Origin of the sequence: Lentibacillus kapialis (assembly GCF_014646635.1) — a bacterium.
Lineage (GTDB): Bacteria > Bacillota > Bacilli > Bacillales > Amphibacillaceae > Lentibacillus > Lentibacillus kapialis.
Genome location: NZ_BMNQ01000023.1, coordinates 1 through 21381 on the forward strand (window position 1 = coordinate 1; position 21381 = coordinate 21381).

Sequence of the window (21381 nt, forward strand, 5' to 3'; positions counted from 1 at the left end):
ATCATTGCAAGATATGTTTGAAAGACGATACGGAAAACCAGAAGATGGATGATTAAATGGCTAAATTTTCTGACACCTTTCCCTGGGTACCCAGGGAAAGGTGTCAGAAAACAAACCCCAATTCCGAGGATACTCTATTAATTTACACAAACTTCTTGACGGTACCCAACATCGAGCGCAGCTTTATTCCTGACATATCCCCGTTTTTTAATACTTATATCTTAAGATTCGCCTAAAATATCGATACCAATCCCCACATAATAATAGCAACTATTGGTATTAACGCCCATACTGTATTGGAGCTTCGATTATACTTGCTTTGTTTTTGGTTTTGACCTTGATTTTCTATCTTATCTAATCGATGATTAATACTCTCTAATTCGCGTCGCAACTCAGAAAACTCATTGCTATCTCTCATTACCAGTCCCCTCCATAATAAATAGTCACACAATCTTGCTTTTTAATGCAAAAGTAGGTTGCAAGTCTCATTCCTTTCTTGCGTCCGATGAATGATGCATCACCAATAAACAAAGCTATTTTGACTTATTCAATAATCATCATTTTTAAATTCAGCTTGAGAACAACGTTTTAAATGTTAATTCAAGACCGTTTCGTCGTAACCTTTAGTTTTATTTTAACATAAATATTCTAATTGTAAGCGAATACAAACCTTTTTATGTTGGTGCATCTCGTCTTGGAACTTATGCTAATCAGTCTGCAAACGAACGAGTTGGTCCAGGGGTTGTTTTGTATACGGACAGGACTTTTTGTAATTCTTCATTAGCAGATATGGAAGCTTATACTTGGGATTAAATTAAAAATATACTATTTACAAGTGAGCGAAGTTTATAATTTCAAGCCGTTATCCTGCAAAACTAAAAGGGAGGAACTATTTACCTAAATCCTGTATAATGGTAATTGGTCAAAACATTTATAAAAGCTGGCAGAATACTACCTATAGTCATTATATTACAAACGAGCTTATTTGGTATCCAAGAACTTTATGTTATGGAGCCTACAAAAAATGACATAATTATTTCTAATATTGACTTAGTATTAGTATCATTTATCATGAAATTACTAAAAACTACCGGCTGAGCACACTTGAAGAGCTGGATTATGTAGCAGTGATATTTTCATTTCACTTGCTATGTTGAACGCATTCCGACCACAGGAAATCTCATCGAACGCTAAAAACCACCTTAATAATTCTGTAGTTCTTGTTGCTAAAAGAACAATCATGAAAATGTGGCAAATATTATTATTGGGGGTGATCGAAATGAAACAAGTTAAAACAGTTTATCGAATTGTTATTCCTTTTTTGATTCTAGGAGTTTTTTTATTTGCTGTAGGTTGCTCATCAAACAACGGTGGCTCAGAATCTAATCCTAATTCACAACAAGATGAGAACTTAAGTACTTTAGAAGCTGTTTTAGAAAATACTTTCACAGGACCAAATCAAGAACTAAATAGACTATCAAATGATCCAGAAAATCTCACTGTTATTGGAAAGAATAGCGAAACAAAAAATCCGGAATCACCAAATGAACTGGTTTTGTATTTAGAGGAAATGTACCAGCCCCATTTTACTGAAGAGATGTACAATGAATACGTTGGTAAATATGTTTTTAGCTACCAAGTAAAAGAAAACGATGAAATGGACGTTAATGACATTGATATAAAACCAAAAGATTCAGATGAAATCATCTATGACTTTAACGCAAATGTGACGTATCAAAAAGAAGGCAGTGAAGCAGAAATTTATGAATTAAAAGGCCAAACTAATTTTTCGGAAAAGGGACAAATCCAAGAGTTTAAACTTCATTCTGATGATGGTCTATTAGAAGCACTCGAAAGCTAACTAACCCTTTATTTCAGGGGTACTGAAATAAAAGGGCGACTCCATTTAGCTAACGGGGTCGGTCCGACCCGACTGCCCCTCCCGCAATCATAAGGATAAATATCAGGAGCTACGCTTAAGAGTTCAAAAAACATGAAGTGAGGATGCATGTAGTGGGAAATCCAGAGATTTGTGGTTTTTAGCTAAACAATACAATTATTACTGGAAATGAGCAGGATTTCGCCACAAAATGAAGAAAAACTCCTTAGGGCTCAACCCAAGGAGGTGATACCACTGTCAAAACAGTGGGTAAAGGAATTTATCCTTTACATTACTAAGGTATATGGTTTTGACGAAATGGTCAAGGGGGCACAAAATTTCAGGCGATCACAACGGTATAAACCATCAACGATTTTCATCATACTGTTTATGGGATTTGTTCTTCGTTTGGAAAGCATGGAAGCCTTTGATCAGGAAAAATGGCCGGTTCAAACAGGTGGTTTCGCGAAAAAAAGGTAAGCCTTCCCATGACACGTTGCGGGATACCTTGTGCCAATGGGATTTAGACCATCTGGATCAATGCCACGACCAGTTTATTGCCAGGTTCAAACAAAATCGCGGGCCCCGTAAAGGCAATATTGATGGCTGGCGTGTTGGTGCTATAGATGGCGTGGAGCTGTTTAACTCGACCAGTCGCAGCTGCTCCGATTGTTTGGTTCGACGAAACAAGGAAGGTGAAACGGAGTACTTTCATCGTGCTGTTTTTCTGCAGAAGGTTGGCGGCGATCCGCGCATCATTTATGATGTGGAGCATTTAAAGCCACGTGACGGTGCCGGAAAAGATGAAGGTGAAATCACCGGTGCCGGCCGTCTTTTGGAAAGGACAAAACGCCATGGGCGTCTGATGGATATCATCACCGCGGACGCCTTGTACGCCAAGGCATCGTTTATCCATCAGGTTCTGAACCAGGGTATGGATGCCGTGATCCGGATGAAAGAAGAGCGCCGGCTCATCATGCAGGATGCCAGAGGTCTTTTCGATCACCGACAAGCGGACGTCCGGTGGGAAGAGAAGGATGCCGATGGCAACCGGGTGAGAGTTGAGGCATGGGATGAGGAAGGATTTAAGAGTTGGAAACAGGTCAAGGTTCCATTGCGTATGGTTAAGATGGTTCGCCAAACGGAGCGAATAATCATCGTTGGAGGTCAAAAGAAGGCAGAGATTGAAGTCATTGAAAGATGGGCAGCGACCACCTGTCAAAAGGAGGCAGTGCCCACAGAAACGATTTCTAAAATGGCTGCCGCACGGTGGGATATTGAAAATAACGGGTTTCATGACTTGAAGACCTACTGGCACCTGGATCATCCCTACGTTCACGATCCGACAGCTATCGAGGCCTGGGTGGCCATTCTTGTATTAGCCGTGAACATGGTATATAGCTATTTTTACATGCATCTGCATCATTTCCGGGATCGGAAAATGCCACTTAAAGAAATGATCAAGGAAATGAAAGAACAGATCCGTTGGGCCATGCCGAAGATGAACCATACGCTTTGGAGACCGGGTTAGCGTTCCATAACTGAATAATAATTCGACAAAAATTGTTAAGCTAAGTATGTCAATTAACTGCAAAAGATGTTGATAATTAACGGGTTTTGTCTAAATTTGAAGGTGGAGGTCACTTGGAAAATCCTGGAAGGAAAACTGGAAATTTAAAGCGTGGGTCCGGTATTTACCCAAGACTCCTTGACATGCCCCGCTCAAACTTAACGTCGGTTGCTTCCGGACATGAAACGCATAGGCTATAGGCAAAACCGATAAACAAAAGATGGCCCATGCCGTAAATCCCCAATGAAAAAGTCCGTATGTGGCGGCCCAATGAACTGCCTCTGCCGTTTTCGGTTCTAAGCCAAAAGGTGGAGCGGTATAATAGAAAGCCCACTCGATTGCGCCCCAATACATAATACCACCTCCGATGACGCCAGTAAACATCATCGCAATCCAACTAGGTGTTGAAAACTCAGGTTCCCCGTCACCCAATTTTACATGTGCGTACTTACCAGTGGCCAGCCAGATTAAAAAGCCAAAAATGGCAACTGTAAACAGCATGTAAAGCCATCCAAATTTTTCAGTTAGAAATCCCCGTACGCCGTTTAATATGGCCAATCCTTTTTCAGGCCCTAAAGCCAAAGGAGCTACTAACAAACAAATGATGATAATCGCGCCCCAAAAAATGCGTTTATCAAGTTGTGGTTTATCCATCATACCACCTCCCATCTATACGGTTAATACGCTTCCAACGTCACTTCATCCTCGACGATTAACTCTGTTTCAGTCAGGTTTTTAATATCTTCCACAGTGAATCCTTTTGCCGCTTCAACGAGGACAGGGCCTTCTGGTGTGATATCTATAACAGCACGATCGGTAATGATCCGGTCAACTACTCCGGCTCCTGTCAACGGCAAGCTGCACGCGTTTACAATTTTGGGATCCCCATTTTTATTGACATGATCCATAATCACAATCACATGTTTAGCCCCATGAACGAGGTCCATAGCTCCGCCCATACCTTTAATCATTTTTCCCGGGATCTTCCAATTAGCAAGATCACCATTTTGGGACACTTCCATCCCACCTAAAATCGCAACATCGATATGACCTCCGCGAATCATTCCGAATGAATCCGCACTATTGAAGTACGAAGTGCCTTTTGCCTCTGTAACGGTTTCTTTTCCGGCGTTAATCAAATCGGGGTCCACTTGGTCTTTGGTCGGATAAGGACCGATTCCAAGCAAACCATTTTCCGATTGCAGCATTACCCACTTGTCATCTGGAATGTAATTCGCTACAAGAGTCGGCATCCCAATTCCAAGATTGACGTAAAATCCGTCCTGAAGTTCTTTTTCCGCTCTTTTAGCGATCTTTTCTCTCGTTAATGCTTTATCTTCTTTCGCCATGATGAATTCTCCTTCCGCCGATTATTTTGTGGTCAGACGTTCAATGCGTTTTTCTTGTTTTCCAACAATCAATCGCTGTACATAAATGCTCGGCGTATGAATGTACTCCGGACTTAACTCACCGGGTTTAACAAACTCTTCCACCTCAGCAATTGTTACTTCGCCGGCCGCTGCGACTATCGGATTAAAATTGCGTGCCGTTTTGTTATACATTAAATTTCCAATGGTATCCGCCATTGCGGCACGTACAAGTCCAAAATCTGCTGTTATTGCTTTTTCAAGCAAATATTCCTTGCCATTGAATGATCTCACTTCACGACCTTCTGCTATCTGTGTACCGACTCCTGCAGGCGTATAAAATGCCGGTATTCCTGCACCGCCTGCACGCATTCTCTCCGCAAGAGTTCCCTGGGGGACAAGCTCAACCTCTAATTCGCCGGACATAACTTGCCGTTCAAATTCCTTATTCTCACCTACATATGATCCGATCATTTTTTTGATTTGATTGTTTTTCAAAAGCAGACCGAGACCCCAATCATCAACACCACAATTATTTGAAATCACTGTCAAATCTTTTACACCTGATTTTTTCAGGGCAAGAATTAAGTTTTCCGGTATCCCAACCAGCCCAAATCCACCAACAAGAATGGTTGCCCCATCACGAATATCTTTTACCGCTTCTTCAAATGAAGATACGATCGGTTTCACATTCACTCACTCCTCAAAAACAAATTAATAAACTCCATGGACTACCTTTCAACGATCGTTGCAACGCCCTGACCGCCCCCGATACAGAGAGTGGCCAGACCATACCGCTCATCCCGACGTTTCAGCTCATGTAATAGGGTAACAAGGATACGCGTACCACTAGCACCAATGGGGTGTCCGAGTGCGATGGCCCCGCCATTTACGTTTAATATCTTATCGTCAATGTTTAGTTCCTTCCTAACGGCAAGCGACTGTGCTGCAAAAGCTTCATTTGCCTCAATCAAGCTGATATCTCCCATAGAAATCCCTGCTTTTTCAAGCGCCTGTTTCGTTGCTGGAATAGGACCAAGTCCCATAAGACTCGGATCAACCCCGGCACTGGCATTGGAGCGAATCGTTGCCAGTGGTTCAATCTTTAATTCTTGTGCTTTTTGCTTGCTAAGTATTACAAGCGCGGCAGCTCCATCGTTAATCCCCGATGAATTACCTGCTGTAACCATTCCATCTTTTTGGAAGGCCGGGCGGAGTTTACCCAGCTTTTCTTTGGAGCTATTTGGTTTCACCCCTTCGTCTTGATCAAACAAAATCGGCTCTCCTTTTCGTTGCGGAACGGAAACAGCGATGATTTCATCTTTAAATCTGCCTGTTTCTATCGCTTCAGCTGCTTTCCTCTGACTTTCAGCAGCAAATTCATCAAGTTCTTCCCTGGAAAGTTCATGCGATTGGCTAACATTTTCAGCAGTTATGCCCATATGGTAATCATTAAACGCATCCCAGAGACCATCGTGTATCATACTGTCAACAACCGTTTGATGCCCCATACGATACCCTTCTCTTGCCCCTTTCAATATGTAAGGCGCCTGCGACATGTTTTCCATTCCACCACAGACAACAACATCTTGTTCACCAAGCATGATTGATTGGGCTGCAAGATGGATAGCTTTCAAACCGGAACCGCACACTTTATTGATTGTCATGGACGGTGTCGTATCCGGAATCTCCGCCTTCATTGCAGCTTGACGAGCCGGGTTTTGTCCAAGACCTGCTTGAAGTACATTTCCCATAATCACTTCGTCGATTTGTTTATCAGCAATTCCCGCTCTCGTTAATGCCTCTTTGATAACAATCGATCCGAGTTCAGGTGCGGAAATACTTTTTAAACTTCCGGTAAATGATCCAGTCGGTGTTCGAACAGCACTAGCAATAACAACTTCCTGTAATGGCACTATAGTTTCCCTCCATCATTGTTTGGTTGTCTGGAAGACGATTTTCTATATAAGAGGTTGTTCAAAAAGTCCGGTAAACATGACACTTCGAATTTCTTCGTTGGCTTGTTTCTCCGCTGCTCGAAACTGCGCCGCCTCGAACTTCTTGGTCCTTTTTATCCTCCTTTTTGAACACGCACATATAAGGGATTGTTTCTACATCAGATGTCGTGACTAAAGTTTTATGATTTATCTAAAATGATCCTCACTTAAATAACACTAGCATCCCTCAACTAACTGTTCCTATACGTGAAAAAGGCTGCAATTATCGATGCAATGCACACTTGAAAAAATCATTTACGGGTGTTGTGTGCAGTTGTTCTTAGATAACCACCGCTTCATACTGCCATAGGGCTTGTTAAACAGTGATCAGTTCAACAAGCTGAAGGTTTAACGTTAGAAAAACTCGGCAAATAAGGTCATCCATAATTTATACTTTCTGACGTTACAAGCAATAAAAACACTGTCACGTTACAGGCCTTTTGTTGCATATAAAGTTAAAGGCAGGGCCGAAATTAAAATCAAACTATATATGAGTCCCTGTTAAAGGAAGACGGTACTGCTTCTCATGTAAATTTTGTAACATCCTCTCCTTGCACATTGGGTGAATATCCGACATATAATTAAATATCCACAAACACCCATTCAGCCCAATGAAAATCATTTATGAATGTATGTGTAACGTAGTATGTTTTAACATTGAATGGTAAGAATAAGGTGTGGCCGGCATGGCCTTCTTTCACCGCAGAAAGAGTCTCTGGTTTTTTAAAGAGACTCTTTCTTTATGGCCAAGCTAATAAACATTAGCTTTACAGACCATTTGAAAGTAAAATTTTAATGGTTTTTAGCATTGATGGGTAAAGCTACAAACACAAGGAGGTGAAACAATGTCTGAAACAGTGGAAAACAGAAATGATACCTCCGCCTTATGGATGGGGTGGATAGGTATTGTAGCAGGTGTTATCTCCTTCTTTACACTACCACTTATATTTGGGATTGCTGCTGTCATCCTCGGGATTATTACAGTGAACAGTACCGCAAAGACTTTGGGATGGTGGTCTATTGGCGTAGGGGTTGCCGGCATCCTTGTGTATTGGTTCTCCACAGGCACCTTATTCTAAATACTTTATTAAATAAACATGCTCCAAAGATGCGATCTGTGAAGTAAAGGAAACGGGACTGTATTTTGCACAGTCCCGTTTCTTAAAACTCCATTCACACGAAAAAACCATTTTATGGGATCTGCCCTACCTGAAATAAAGTGGGGAAAGAAGAGCACTTCCGACAATAACATTTTTAACTGCTAAAATGTATAAATATCCATTAATGACCACGACTGGTTCCCAATGAAATCTTTACCTATGTTTTATCTGGCCAGCTATGGCCACCCTTCACCCCAAGAGAATTCTCAGATATAGAGGCTCTTTCCATTTCATACATTTTTTACTGACCCAATACATAGTATTTCATCAAGAAAGGTAATAATTTAATAATTGTACACGGAATATTTACCAAAAATAATAACTCGAGGGTAGCAAATGAAAAAATTACTATTTGTAAGCTTATTTATTTCTTTATTGTTATTGGGTGGTTGTATGCATAAAGAAGTGAATCATCCGTTAACCTTAATTCAGGCAATAAAACGTGCTTATCCGGATGCATTAAAATGGGACAAGGATGCCAGGTTAATTGACGCCAAAAGCGTTGACGGTGACAAGCGAATAACCAGAATGAATGGAAAAAGCAGCTATTGGGATATAACCTTTGGAATACCGGGAACCAATAAAGCTTTTTTGGTGAACATCCGTGATGGGGAAATCAATAATCGTACAGACATAACAGATGAGAGTGTCGTGCCTCTATCAGACGCTTATTTTATTACGGATTTATCAAAACTTAAGTTCGATTCACCTGAACTCCTAAAAAAAGCAATGAGTACCACAAAACTGTATCCAATTGATACCCGCAAAAGAAGATACATCTTTGGAATCTCAAAGGCTACTGAAAAAGATAGTATGCTTGTCAAGATTATCGGATGGGACAAAAAGGAGGAAAAGATGAAGAGATTACAATTTAATGCAAATACTGGTGAGTTATATAAAAATGCAGAAGGGGATTGACATCACGAACAGAACCTTTCCCCTTTTTGCTGTTTTGTTTATTTCATAATTTAGCAGGTCCTTTAGATATTAAACACTAAATAAATTAAAGATATATCCCCCCACAGAACCGATGATAACAATAAGCCATGCAGGTACTTTCCATACATTCAATAAAGCGAATAAGATCACACCCAAGGCAAAATCAGTTCCATCATGAATAGAGCTCTTAATCACCGGATCATAGAAAGCTGCCAATAAAATACCGACCACGCTGGCATTCACTCCCATAAGAATACTCTGGAAAGATGCGCGTTTTCTCAGTTCACTAAGGAATGGCAAGGCGGCCACAATTAGCAGGAATGAAGGTAAAAAAATAGCAACAGTCGCAGCCACAGCCCCTGTGATGCCTTCCATTATGGTACCCAGATAGCTTGAAAATGTAAATAATGGACCGGGTACTGCTTGCGCCATTCCATACCCTGCCAAAAATTCATCAGGTGATAAAAGACCTTGAGGTACTATTTCTCTTTCAATCATTGGCAACACCACATGACCGCCGCCAAACACTAACGATCCAACTCTGAAGAACACATCAAAGATATTGAGTAGAGAACTGTTAAATGTTTTATTAAGGATAGGCAAAGCAATTAGAGTATTCACTAAAATCAGTAAAGATGTAGCACCCATCTTTTTTGATATATTAACGTTTAAAGGTTCAATTTTTGATTCAGCTTTATCCCGAAACAGTTTTAATCCCAGCAATCCCGCTGCCACAATGATTAGAATCTGTATCCAGGCTGAAGGATACAATAACATAATCATTGCGCCTGCCAAAGCTATACCCATCCTGCTTTTATCCGGAGTCAGTTTTTTGCCCAACCCAATCAGCGCGTGAAGAACAACGGCTGCGGCTACAATCTTCAGGCTATGAATAAAGCCGGCATCACCCAACGAGAAATTTTGATATAGCAATGCAAAGATAACAAGAACCATAACAGATGGAAGCGTAAACCCTAAGAATGAAATAATTCCCCCAAGTAATCCTCCACGCAGAATGCCTATTGAAATGCCTACCTGACTGCTTGCGGGTCCGGGAAGGAACTGGCATAGTGCAATAAGGTCTGCATACGTTTTATCGTTTAACCATTTTCGTCGATCAATATATTCCTCCTTAAAGTAAGCCAAGTGAGCCACAGGCCCACCAAATGATGTTAAACCCAATTTAGTTGATATTAATAGGATCTCTAGGAGCATCGGTAAACGACCTTTCGTGTTTGGTTGTTGTTTCACCCTTACTCACCCGCCTATTATTTAATTTCTTTAAAAAGTTCATATGCTTTCGTTCTTGCTTCTTGTAGAACATTATCTCCTTTTTCAGTAATTCGATAATACTTTCTAATTTTCCCATTCACATTGACGTCTTCCCTATCCAGGAGTTGGTCTTTTTCCATATTGTGAAAAATTGGATAGAGAGTTCCGGCACTAATTTCATATCCATGTTCATGCAACTCCTCTACCATCCAGGATCCATAAATCGGTTCCTCCTTTGCGTGATGCAGAATATGAATTTGGATAAATCCCAGAAAAAGTTTTCTTAGCACTTGGTTATCCACATTAATCCTTCCCCTTCGACCTTTATTTAATTTCGATATCGATTTTCGATTATGAGTATATAATAAATGAATCAATTAATCAAGTCATTCCAAAAAGTTTACATTGAAAGCCCAAAATTAATACTAACCGCAAGTGCAGCTTTACGCCACCAGACAGTTCCTATGATTTTGAAGGTACCCTAAAAACGGCGACTATGAGTAATAGAAGCGGCAGGATCGTTTGAAATAATACCGAGTAAATGATACTCGTTGTGGCAAAGTATTGACTAACTACCTGCATACCGGGCGTCCACACCGTAAAAACGGCGATTAAAAAGCCGATTGGCAGGACGATCGGCCGGTAATCGCTAAGTTTTAACCAATGAGCAGTACCCAGTACCACGACATAATAAAATACAGTAATTTTAATAAAAGTACCGCTTACCCAAATCGCCATGACAAGCGCTTCAATATGTTGAAGAAAATCAGCAAGGCTGACGTAGCGAGCGGCATCCATGACCGGGTATAGAAAGTTTGATGTCATGTTCCCAAATATAAGCAGCGTGGCTAAGTTTGTAATGACCATCGTAAATAATACGCCAGTCACAGAATACATCCCCCATTTAAGTCCTTTTTTATGGTTCTTTAAAAAAGGAAGCAAAAAGGCAACCATAATAAATAAACTGAACCAGCTCTGAAGAATGTACGCCCCTTTAATAGAAGGCATTATTCCATTCTCCATAATGGGCAGCATATTAGTCAGTTCCAGTTCCGGAATGAGTAAAATGATAACGATTATCCAAAGCAAAAAGCTCACAGGTATAAAAATCTGAGCGGTCCGTGCAACTGTTTCCAAACCGCCTCTTACTGCAAAGCCACAGACAACTACCATCGCTATATTAACCACGATCATTGGTGTCTCAGGAAGGAAGATTCCAGCAACAAAATCTCCGTATTGTTTTACGACCAGTGATTCATTATGTAAAAAGTAGAAGATATAAAAAAACCCAAGAACTTTTCCTGGAATGAAGCCAATAATATGCTGACTGTACTGAATCAATGTTTCTTTTCTGTAAAGTGTGTTTAACTTGTATGCGTTATACACTGCCAGGAAACCAGCCAAGGAGCCCCAGAAAGGGGATAGCCACATATCGCGGTCTGCATATGCTGCTGTAGTTGCCGGTAAGGTAAGGATAGCGGTTGCTAATATCGTTGGATACATCAAAATTGCCATCTGTAAAGCTGAAATTCTTCCTTTCTCCACTACTTATCCCCCTCATATATATGGATGTAATTGCCAAAGGATCGGTTCATGGTTTTGAAGTCGCAGTATAGACCTAGGAGCTTTGGACAAAAGTCGTTTTTGATAAGGAAAAATCCGAACTAGTTAGAGTATATAACTCGCTACGGAAATATACTTCGCGCACCTTAGGGCGGCTGGTGAGCCTCCTCGTGCTGACGCACTGCGGGGTCTCACCGAGGCCTTTCCTCCCGCAGGAGTCTACGTATATTTTCTCCGCTTAAGCGGAGTATCGTTCGTCTTTAGCATTGTATATCTTAATTATGTCTAAGACTCCTAGGAACTTTTTACCTCTGGGTTTCTTTTCCCTTCCTGATTACTTTCATAGTCTGTCCACTTTTATCATAGAATATTTATCATAAAATAGTGCAGAAAAGGGCTGATACGATGGGGTTATTTCAGGAATTTCGTCAATTTGCGATTAAGGGGAGCGCTGTTGATATCGGTGTCGGAATGGTATTAGGAGCTGCGTTCAGCGGGTTTATCGACTCACTTGTCAAGGATATTCTCCTGCCGCCGATTGGTTTATTATATTCCAAAATGAACTTCCAGGATTTATATATCAGTTTGAGCGGTAATGCATATCCATCGTTGGAAAAAGCCAAAGAAGCAGGTGCCGTAACTATCAATTATGGTCTTTTTATTACGGCTTTTGTCCGTTTCATGATTATTTTATTTGCTGTATTTCTTGTCGTCCGTCAAATCAATCATTGGAAAAAACCACATCAGCATCCAATCGATTCGATGACCAAAAAAGAGTGTCCTTATTGCTGTACGCCAATCCCGTCACAAGCGATTATTTGCCCCAACTGTTCGTCTACGCTGGAAAAGCAGGAACACATTCGCAAAAAGACACCGCGATGGCGCATTAATTCATGATATGATACTTAGAAAAACTCGGCATTCGCCTCGTTTTATAGCGAATGCCGAAACGTTTCTTATAAGATTATCCATCATTTATACTTTCTGACGTTATAAAAAATAGCATACCAAATCACATATGATTGGTATGCTAAATATAATATTATGTTCGATTTTCTCCTCTATAAGTGACCAAATTAACAAGGGTGCTTGTTCCCAGACTACCTAAGGCTAGGAGCCTTGGATAAAAGTCGTTTTATTAAGGAAAAAACCGAACTAACTAGAGCGTATGCAGCGCTCCGGAAATATACTTCGCGCACCTTAGGGAGGCTGTTGAGCCCTCTCGTGCTAACGCACTTCGGGGTCTCACCGAGGCCTTTTCTCCCGTAGGAGTCTACGTATATTTCCTCCGCTGAACCGGAGTATCGTTCGTCTTTAGTATTGTATATCTTAATTCTGCCCGAGGCTCCTAGCATCCTTGCCGTGAATCTGGCGGACAATCTCTTTTTCTTTTTTCGGCGGATGAAGAAACAATGCCAAAATAAATGCGGCAAACGCAAGGACCGTGCTTCCCATAAATGCCCATTCAAAGCCAACAACCTGTGCAAGGCTTCCGACAAGCTCCGGGGAAGTGTCCGCATCCGGCACGAAACGGTTAGTCCCCATTGCAACAAGGGTGACGAGAATCGCTGTCCCAATTGATGCTGAAATCTGCTGCAGGGTGTTCGCCATCGCAGACCCATGCGCATACCATTTGGCGCGGCAGCTGGTTCAATGCTGATGTCATGACCGGCATGAGTGCAAACGACAGGCCAAACATACGAATCGCATAGATTGTGGCCAAATAGGCAAATGATGTCTCAAGTGATAATCTGGTAAACATAAAGGTAGTTACCGTTACGATACTAAGCCCAATCAACGCAAGCCACTTCGCACCGAATTTATCAAAAAGCCTTCCGGTGATCGGAGAAAGGATGCCAATAACGACCGCTCCCGGAAGCAGCATCAAACCGGATTTAAGCGGTGAGAATCCCAGGGCATTTTGCATAAACAGCGGGAGCAATGTTTCAGCCCCGATCAGTGATACCAGAACCGTCATCGTAATCACAATCGCCAATGTAAAAATCCGGAATTGAAATACCCGGAACTCCAGCATCGGTGTCTGAAGGACCAACTGTCGCCAGATGAATAAACCGATCACCACGATCCCGATAACTATAGAAGTAATAACGACGGTGCTACCCCAGCCATTTTCTGAAGCAATACTGAACCCATAAAGGAACGACCCAAACCCGACTGACGATAACACGATCGATAATACATCTATCTTTGGTTTCCGGAGGTCGGTCACATTCCGCAGAAAGAGTGCTGCAACTGTCATCGTAATCGCGACAATCGGAAGGACGGTAATAAATAGTGCTCGCCATGAGAAATGTTCTAATAGCCAGCCTGACAATGTCGGACCAATTGCCGGGCCGAACGCAATCACAATGCCGATCATCCCCATTGCAGTACCGCGCCGTTCCACTGAAATGACTGCTAGAAGTACTGTCATCAAAAGCGGCAGCATAATACCCGAGCCGGACGCTTGCACAACACGGCCCAACAGGAGAACCGAATAAACGGGTGCTATTGCTGCAACCGCCGTACCTGCACCAAATAGTCCAATCGCACTCAGGAATAAGCCGCGGGTTGTAAACCGGTCAATCAAAAATGCTGAAACAGGGATCATAATCCCATTTGTCATCAAAAAAGCGGTTGTCATCCATTGCACTTCCCCTTGTGAGATAGAAAATGCATCTTGAATGGTTGGGAGTGCTGTAGCCAATAATGTTTCATTGATAATACCCATAAACGCCCCGATCAATAAGGCGGCTATCATCAATCCTTTCTGTTTTGACGGTAGCTCCCAGGAAGTTGCTGTATCGTTCATGATTATTCCCCTTTCCATATTTCCCATTCAGTTAAAATTCCGATTAATCGTGTTTTCAAATATGAACGCTGATGCAACTGAGCAAGCAACGCATCAACCAGAAATTCTCTCGGTTTTTCCTGTGTCAATTCTTCAGCTAGAAAATCAATAGTTTGCAAATCCTTTTCCGATTGAGCATTATCTGTATTCATTTCTGAGCGTAATGCATGTAATTCATTGCTGATACTCTCCAAAATAAAGGTTTCACTATCTGCACTGTTGTACACTGATAATATCGGCGTTAATAATTCGTCATTCTCAACAATCGCTTTTAAACATTCTGTTATAAGATCGCTCAATTTATCCAAAGGCAATGCCGTACCCTTCCAAATCATCTGCATTAAATAACTGTGCAAGATGCCTTCCAGAATAAGCGTCAGGTCATCGAGGTATTTCTCCGTTTTTGATCCAAACGCATTCAATAATGCCCGCTTGTGCCACTTCTGATGTGTCGCCTGTATCCGGCTTAGAAATTCAGGGATCGGTCCTGTTTCATACGGTGGGAATTCCGTCAATAAAGCAAGAAAAAAAGATCTATATTCCAGTGATTTCTCAAGTTCAACCATGATTTTTCGCTTAAGGACCAGTAGAGGTGACTGGTTATACACATCCTGAGGCCGATCTGCTTCACTGAACATGTCATCATAATATTGCTGCAGCAACTTCAAAATCATGTTTTCTTTTGAGTTGAAGTGTTTATAAAAAGCACCCTTGGATATACCGCAGGCTTCCGTGATATCAGCAACAGAGGTAGCGTGAAAGCCGTTTTGTTGAAAGAGCTGAACAGCCGCATCCATCAGTTCTTCATGTCGTTGCGTCACCGCAAATCCCTCCAATTTGACCGGACAGTTACTAATGGTAACTTAACAGTCACCAGAATATAATAACATGTGATATTTTAATAAACAAATGATTTGAAGAACAATTTGAAATGTTATTCGGTTGGGGGCTGCTTTATTTTTTATTCAGCAGAGCGGCTAACAGGAGGGAGAATCTGCGAAAGTTGGATGATCCTAATAAACGAGTCCTCATTTCGCTAAAGTACATGATACATATTTCGGGATTTTTCATCCGCAACTAGTTACATGTCCACACCATCTGCTCAATCTCGCATATGATGACACTACCCACGTTAAGGAGGTGTTTTTTTAATGAGTGCAGGATATGCAGGGGGCGGCGGTGGTTTCGCCCTGATTGTCGTGTTGTTTATACTCCTCATCATCGTTGGCACTGCTTATGCCGGCGGTGGCTTTGGCGGCGGTTATTGCTAAACAAAAACCGTGCGCTTCGTTTTCTAATCCAACTACAAAAGGCTTATGGGAACCCCATAAGCCTTTTAGTGTTATACGTCAGAAAGAATGAATCATGGAGAAATTTCGGCAGCGCACCAACTTGCCCCTAATGACTATGCCCGGGAGAGGGACCGGATTCCTGTTCGTTTTGACAAAGCAATGAATCGACATGCTGGTGATCCCTGCTTTCCATTTGTATGGTCACATGCCCGATTCCTTTATGTTCCAGCTTGTGTTCGATCGTTTCCAGCAACTGCTGACTTTCGTTGACCGACAAGCTTCCATCAACCACTGCATGACAGGAAAGGGCATTTTCCCCGCTCGTAATACTCCATACATGCAGATCATGAATATCGACAATTTCCGGGAGAGCCTCAATCGTCTGAATAATATCGTCCAACTCAACGCTTTTCGGAGTACCTTCCATTAACACATGAACAGCGTCTTTTGTGACCCTCCAGCCGCTGATCAAAACCAGCAGCGCGACTAGTACACTTGCCAGCGGATCGGCCCAGCCAAAACCAAAGAGCATAATCAGTAAAGCGGCAATAATCGCGCCGACAGAACCAAGCAAATCACCAAGGACATGCAGAAATGCCGCCCGCAAATTCAAGTTTTCTTCCGTGTCGCCGCCACGCATCATAACCACTGCAACAACAATGTTTACAATCAGGCCGATGGTCGCGATAATTAACATACCTGCAGAAGCAACTTCCGGCGGATTGACAAAACGCTTATAGGCTTCAAAAAAGATATATAGTGAAATACCTATGAGTGCTGCCCCGTTAAAAACAGCTGCCAAAATTTCAAAACGCTTATAACCATACGTTTTACTGTAATTGGCTACCTTTTCGCCCATTACAAACGCGGCGAAACCGACCCCAAGCGAAATCGAATCACTTAACATATGGCCGGCATCCGATAGCAGCGCCAAACTATTGGTTACAAATCCACCTATTACCTCGACAATCATAAAAGCCGTTATGATTATAAAACTGATCATTAATATTTTCTTATTTGCACCATGCGTATGATCATGGCTGTGATCATGTCCCAAACTGAATACCTCCTCAATCAATACTGCACGCAGCATTTGCCAATTTGCACAAATCTAAATAACCATTAACTGTGATACGCATGATCAATTGTTTGCTTCAGTAAATTCATCACATGTTCATCATCATGTGAGTAGAACAATGTTGTCCCGTCCCTGCGATTTTTCACCAGCCGTAAATTTTTCAGAAACCGTAACTGATGGGATACTGTAGACTGCCTGAGATGCAGCGTTTCTGAAATTTGATTGACAGAGAATTCACTGTGAAATAATAAATGAAGAATGCGAATTCTGGTCGGATCCCCAAGCGCTTTAAAAGTCTGTGATACAACAAATAGTGTCTCCTCATCCAAGTCTTCATATGAGTCATTCCCCGGATTTTCGCGGTTCTCAGCCATGACAATTCCCTCATTTCAGGAGTTAAATCTCACTCATCGCTACAACGCGAATAATAGATGCTTATATTAACATATAGTCATATTATAAAATTAAAGTATGAAAATGTCAAAATGATAAAGGATCTATTTCATAACAATTAGAAGAAACGCATCCCGTATGAAAGGAATGCGTCCAGCAAGCTGTAAACCGATAATCTTACTTCTCGCCAAACCGACGATCTGTATGTTTGTCCCAATCCCATTTAAATACGTTTTCCAGCAGAAGGGCGAGTATAATGCCAACTAATAATCCGCTGCTTAGAAGCGGGCGGACAGTGCCGGGTATGGTTTCAAAATAAGATGGCGGCAGTGTCATGATGATAATACCAACAAACAAAGGAATAGCCGACCGGTATACATTAAGAGAATCAAATTCCACTTCTTTGAAAAAGTTCCAGGATGAGTTAAGCAATTGCAAATAAGATACAAACAAAACAGCACTGCCTATACTCAATGGTAATAAGGAGAAAAAGTGTCCGATTGGCGGAATTATACCCATAACAAAAAACATCAGTCCACCTATAATAAATGGAATACGCTTAATAATACCTGTCTGATGCAAAAAGCCAATGGAAGAGACATATGGCGCATATGGAACCAGTCCCAGCACCCCTGCAATACCCGTAAAGATCCCCGTAATCGTAAACGAAGCACGGTACTGACTGTTGGTCGTTTCCTTTTGGTACATAGCATCCGTTCCTTTTAATGCTCCGAATGTATTTGCGGTATTCAGCAAGCCAGCAAGAATTGCCGTTATGATAACCCCCGTATTCCACACTGGTTCACCAAGCGGGAAGAAGGTGAATCCGGATGATGCTGTCTGTTCAACGGCGGCTTGTCCCCCAAACGTGACGTTATAGGCAATCCAGCCGATCACAATTCCAATTAATAAGGCGTAGCGACGAATGTTAGGCGGTGCTTTAATACTAATGATAATGACGATAATCGCTATAATGATCGACACCAATGATACGGACAAATCAATCGTTGCAGATTGCGCATCATTTCCAAATGGAATCCCAAGCATTCCCTTTAAAAATATACCGATGAGTTTAACACCAAATAAAAACATAAACACGCCCATCACAGCAGGGTTAAACAGCTTGGCAATAATCGGTCCCAAACCGGTCAAACCAATGGTAACGGTTAATAAGCCGGAAAGTATGACCCCAATAGCAAGGCTTCCACCCAGTACCGCTAAAGGCATATCCTGAGCAATCGCAATGCTGGAAAGTGTCAAAATGACGCCCCACCACAAACCGGACTGACCTTCCATAATAGCTCGCTGATGTCCAATAAGAGCTTGCACCATACATGCAATGCCCGTCACAATAAATGACAGCTGCAGGATGCTGGCTATACTCTCTTGCGGCAATCCAAACGCCGCTCCAACAGTGATCGGTATAACAACTGTATTCGTGAAAATGAAAAAAAGCCATTGCAAGCCGGATAACCAACTGCTTGACTTCCAGAATTCGTTCATTTTACTCTTCTCCTTCTCCATCTATAAAACTGTTTAATCATACTATAAAAGGATGTTCAAAAAGTAAGATAAATTTGAACACAAAAATATAACCATTCATTCTAAACCAGTTGCCAGCTTTTTACCCCCAGCAAGATCCCTGTCACCGTATCTGCGCCGGATGTGTGACCAATCGTTTTCATAGCCTGTAATGCAGCCATCATTCCCTGACCATCTGATTCCAGCATGGCATTGCACATATCCAGCAAATGGGTGTGGTATTGCTTCTCTGAGGCATACCATAAATATTCATATCCCACAGGAGTTGTCCGTTCCATACCCTTTCGATACAAATAGTAATGCAATTGTTTGTGAAAGATTGAGAGTTCACCTAAAATAGCCATCATAGCGCACATTCCTGTAATAATATCATCACCACTTGGTGTTAATCCAAGTCCCCGGCCAATCCAATAATCCAGAACATGTTCGGACACGATTTTTTTGGATCCGTTCGCTAAACTTGCCAACTCTTTTAGTCTGCCGATGAACGGAAGCTGCTGGGAAGAAAGCGACGTCTGCATATAACGCATAAACAACTGATGCTCTTCTTCTGTCTGTGTTAACCCGGTTTGCCAGTTTTCTGTCAGCATTTTATTCACCGCAACGTGCATATTATTGATTAAAACGCGCTCATCAAAGGGTTTTGACTGCAGCAAATGATCTGTTCTGTTTGCATGCATTAACGATAAGGACACACCACTGGCAAATACGAAAACGTGTGCCACAGAATTCCATATAACCTTCTCCGTTTGTTGAATAGAACGCCTCAGATTTCTGAACGCCTGGTGATCCAGTCCAATTCCAAACGGAGCCATCCCATTTGCACAAACACCAACATGAATGAGCCGTCTACCAAATAATAAATTAAAGCCCGAATCAAAAACACTATGAACCTTTCCACTGCGTTGCCATTGAAGGATTTGGTCAACACGGCCACTTACAGCAACGGCGTTAACCTGTCCTGTTTGAAATTCCACCACACTCACTCCAGGTCAACAAATAGCGTTTGCTGACATGTATTCCGAATGAAAGCACCACTTGCAGTATGCAGTGGTGCTTTCATTGTCGTTGCAACATAGAAAAACTCGGCATTCGCCTCGCCTTATAGCGAATGCCGACGTTTTTCTTATAAGGCCATCCATAATTTATATCCTAACGTTATAAATTCATCTTCGTTTGGATACAAATACCGTTGTTTACTTGTGTTCGGCATAAAATGCCAAGGCTGCCTGCAATGCAGCTCCGCAGTTTATGTCAGCGCCATGATAAAGTAAGGTGGCTTCCAATGCACTCAGCACCTGTAAAATATTGCTTTTTCGGCAGCTGAATCCCATCGAACCGATACGCCACACATTGCCTTTCAACGGCCCGAACGCACCGGCTATTTCGATACTGAATTCATTGATTAATGTTTGGCGAACCTGTGCCTCATCAATACCTTCCGGAACTTTAATAACAGTTACAACCGGCATTTTGTTCTCTTGATTTCCAAACAACTCAAGCCCCATTGCCTTAAGGCCTTCCATCAGGGCTTCACCATGAAATTGATGACGCTCGCATCGCTGTTCAATACCTTCTTCTTGAATGATCCGTAATCCTTCACGGAGCGCATAGAGCATCGAGGTAGCTTCTGTATGATGATTGAGACGGTCCGTTGTCCAATAATCCTGAATTTGACTCAGATCAAAGTAGTTACTCTGAATTCTGCGGTCATTAGCCGAATCATCAGCTAAACCCCGCTCAATATCTTTTCGTTCCAGAATAAGTTCTTCTACACGGTCATTATATGTGAGCGGTGCCATACCGGATGGAACAGCAAGACATTTCTGCGTACCGGCAATAGCGGCATCAATACACCATTCATCTGTTTTAAATTCGACGCCCCCAAGGGTTGCCACAGCATCCACTACAAACAGTGCATCTTGCTCACGGCAAAATTGGCCAATCTCTTTTAAAGGCTGCATCTTGCCTGTTGACGTCTCGCCATGAACCATCGCTACAACTTTAGGGTTTACTTTTTTCATCTCGGCTTTTACTTCTTCAGGATAAAATACCTCGCCCCAATCTTTTTCCAACGTGTGTATCTCAGCACCACAACGACTGGCGATTTCTGTAAGCAAGTATCCGAATCGTCCAAAAATCGGGATTAACACTTTATCCCCAGGTTCAATAATACTGCACAAAACAGCTTCAATTCCAGCCCGGGAAGTTCCGTCCACCGGAAAAGTGCGATGGTTATCCGTTTGGAAACTATAACGCAATAATGCCATTGTTTCATTCATAACCTTTAAAAACTCCGGATCAAATTGTCCAATGACCGGCGTTGACATCGCCCGAAGCACTCTCGGATCAGCCTCAACGGGACCCGGGGTCATGATCGTACGTATTGGTGTCGATAAATCAGTATACGACATATTCCCATTACCTCCTTTAACGGATTAAAACATACATCTTTCAAATGCTGTGAACAACGATCAG

The 21381-nt window shown here is 42.0% G+C and carries 21 protein-coding genes; 6 read left to right on the plus strand and 15 right to left on the minus strand.

The window, feature by feature from the left end; all coding sequences use genetic code 11:
- Positions 1–1279 precede the first annotated feature (1279 nt).
- Positions 1280–1861 carry a hypothetical protein gene (locus IEW67_RS09395; RefSeq protein WP_188632811.1) on the plus strand — a complete coding sequence of 194 codons (582 nt, stop codon included), beginning with the start codon at positions 1280–1282 and terminating at the stop codon, positions 1859–1861.
- A gap of 328 nt (positions 1862–2189) precedes the next feature.
- A complete protein-coding gene (locus tag IEW67_RS09400) occupies positions 2190–3410 on the plus strand; it encodes a transposase (RefSeq protein ID WP_188632812.1) in 1221 nt (406 codons plus the stop codon).
- A 90-nt stretch (positions 3411–3500) separates the two neighbouring features.
- Here IEW67_RS09400 and IEW67_RS09405 read toward each other — a convergent pair whose 3' ends face one another.
- Genes IEW67_RS09405 through IEW67_RS09420 form a run of 4 tightly spaced genes read right to left on the minus strand, consistent with a single transcriptional unit; the run spans position 3501 to position 6732 of the window.
- Positions 3501–4106, minus strand: coding sequence for a BCCT family transporter (locus IEW67_RS09405; RefSeq protein WP_188632813.1), 606 nt, complete (start codon positions 4104–4106; stop codon positions 3501–3503).
- Positions 4107–4126: 20 nt separating this feature from the next.
- Positions 4127–4798: a CoA transferase subunit B gene (locus IEW67_RS09410; protein WP_188632814.1), complete on the minus strand. Its 672-nt coding sequence runs from the start codon at positions 4796–4798 to the stop codon at positions 4127–4129.
- Positions 4799–4819: 21 nt separating this feature from the next.
- Positions 4820–5506 carry a CoA transferase subunit A gene (locus IEW67_RS09415; RefSeq protein ID WP_188632815.1) on the minus strand — a complete coding sequence of 229 codons (687 nt, stop codon included), beginning with the start codon at positions 5504–5506 and terminating at the stop codon, positions 4820–4822.
- Positions 5507–5547: 41 nt separating this feature from the next.
- Entirely contained in the window at positions 5548–6732 is a 1185-nt protein-coding gene (locus tag IEW67_RS09420; RefSeq protein ID WP_188632816.1) for an acetyl-CoA C-acetyltransferase, read from the minus strand.
- A gap of 926 nt (positions 6733–7658) precedes the next feature.
- On the opposite strand from IEW67_RS09420, the gene IEW67_RS09425 reads away from it, so the two are divergent.
- Positions 7659–7892, plus strand: a complete 234-nt coding sequence (locus IEW67_RS09425; protein ID WP_188632817.1) for a C4-dicarboxylate ABC transporter — start codon at positions 7659–7661, stop codon at positions 7890–7892.
- A 417-nt stretch (positions 7893–8309) separates the two neighbouring features.
- Positions 8310–8891 carry a hypothetical protein gene (locus IEW67_RS09430; RefSeq protein ID WP_188632818.1) on the plus strand — a complete coding sequence of 194 codons (582 nt, stop codon included), beginning with the start codon at positions 8310–8312 and terminating at the stop codon, positions 8889–8891.
- 69 nt (positions 8892–8960) lie between these two features.
- Here IEW67_RS09430 and chrA read toward each other — a convergent pair whose 3' ends face one another.
- The 3 genes from chrA to IEW67_RS09445 all read right to left on the minus strand — a co-directional run bounded on the left by chrA (position 8961) and on the right by IEW67_RS09445 (position 11729).
- A complete protein-coding gene (gene chrA, locus IEW67_RS09435) occupies positions 8961–10127 on the minus strand; it encodes a chromate efflux transporter (RefSeq protein ID WP_188632849.1) in 1167 nt (388 codons plus the stop codon).
- Positions 10128–10180: 53 nt separating this feature from the next.
- Positions 10181–10486 (minus strand): PadR family transcriptional regulator, encoded by a 306-nt coding sequence (locus IEW67_RS09440; RefSeq protein ID WP_188632819.1) that lies wholly within the window; start codon positions 10484–10486, stop codon positions 10181–10183.
- A 160-nt stretch (positions 10487–10646) separates the two neighbouring features.
- Positions 10647–11729, minus strand: coding sequence for a GerAB/ArcD/ProY family transporter (locus tag IEW67_RS09445; protein ID WP_229671728.1), 1083 nt, complete (start codon positions 11727–11729; stop codon positions 10647–10649).
- A gap of 423 nt (positions 11730–12152) precedes the next feature.
- On the opposite strand from IEW67_RS09445, the gene mscL reads away from it, so the two are divergent.
- The gene (mscL, locus tag IEW67_RS09450; protein ID WP_188632820.1) at positions 12153–12644 is read left to right on the plus strand and encodes a large conductance mechanosensitive channel protein MscL; all 492 of its coding nucleotides are present in this window, start codon (positions 12153–12155) and stop codon (positions 12642–12644) included.
- A 432-nt stretch (positions 12645–13076) separates the two neighbouring features.
- Here the strand turns inward: mscL and IEW67_RS18405 are convergent, their stop codons facing one another.
- From IEW67_RS18405 to IEW67_RS09460, 3 genes are read right to left on the minus strand one after another with little or no spacing between them, the layout of a single operon-like run.
- The gene (locus tag IEW67_RS18405; RefSeq protein WP_308430725.1) at positions 13077–13358 is read right to left on the minus strand and encodes a hypothetical protein; all 282 of its coding nucleotides are present in this window, start codon (positions 13356–13358) and stop codon (positions 13077–13079) included.
- On the minus strand, positions 13282–14559 hold the full coding sequence (locus tag IEW67_RS09455; RefSeq protein WP_308430724.1) for a DHA2 family efflux MFS transporter permease subunit: 1278 nt from the start codon (positions 14557–14559) through the stop codon (positions 13282–13284). Before IEW67_RS09455 ends, IEW67_RS18405 begins: the two co-directional genes overlap by 77 nt.
- 2 nt (positions 14560–14561) lie before the next feature.
- The gene (locus IEW67_RS09460) at positions 14562–15419 is read right to left on the minus strand and encodes a TetR/AcrR family transcriptional regulator (protein WP_188632821.1); all 858 of its coding nucleotides are present in this window, start codon (positions 15417–15419) and stop codon (positions 14562–14564) included.
- A 330-nt stretch (positions 15420–15749) separates the two neighbouring features.
- Between IEW67_RS09460 and IEW67_RS09465 the strand changes: the two genes are divergently transcribed.
- The gene (locus tag IEW67_RS09465) at positions 15750–15869 is read left to right on the plus strand and encodes a YjcZ family sporulation protein (protein WP_188632822.1); all 120 of its coding nucleotides are present in this window, start codon (positions 15750–15752) and stop codon (positions 15867–15869) included.
- Between the two features lie 127 nt (positions 15870–15996).
- On the opposite strand, the gene IEW67_RS09470 is transcribed toward IEW67_RS09465, so the two are convergent.
- The 5 genes from IEW67_RS09470 to IEW67_RS09490 form a co-directional block, all read right to left on the minus strand.
- Entirely contained in the window at positions 15997–16983 is a 987-nt protein-coding gene (locus IEW67_RS09470) for a cation diffusion facilitator family transporter (protein WP_188632823.1), read from the minus strand.
- A 29-nt stretch (positions 16984–17012) separates the two neighbouring features.
- Positions 17013–17342, minus strand: a complete 330-nt coding sequence (locus IEW67_RS09475) for an ArsR/SmtB family transcription factor (protein WP_188632824.1) — start codon at positions 17340–17342, stop codon at positions 17013–17015.
- Between the two features lie 196 nt (positions 17343–17538).
- Positions 17539–18864 (minus strand): uracil/xanthine transporter, encoded by a 1326-nt coding sequence (locus tag IEW67_RS09480; RefSeq protein ID WP_188632825.1) that lies wholly within the window; start codon positions 18862–18864, stop codon positions 17539–17541.
- A gap of 101 nt (positions 18865–18965) precedes the next feature.
- A complete protein-coding gene (locus IEW67_RS09485) occupies positions 18966–19880 on the minus strand; it encodes an oxamate carbamoyltransferase subunit AllH family protein (protein ID WP_188632826.1) in 915 nt (304 codons plus the stop codon).
- A gap of 219 nt (positions 19881–20099) precedes the next feature.
- Positions 20100–21317: a pyridoxal-phosphate-dependent aminotransferase family protein gene (locus IEW67_RS09490; RefSeq protein WP_188632827.1), complete on the minus strand. Its 1218-nt coding sequence runs from the start codon at positions 21315–21317 to the stop codon at positions 20100–20102.
- Positions 21318–21381 lie beyond the last annotated feature (64 nt).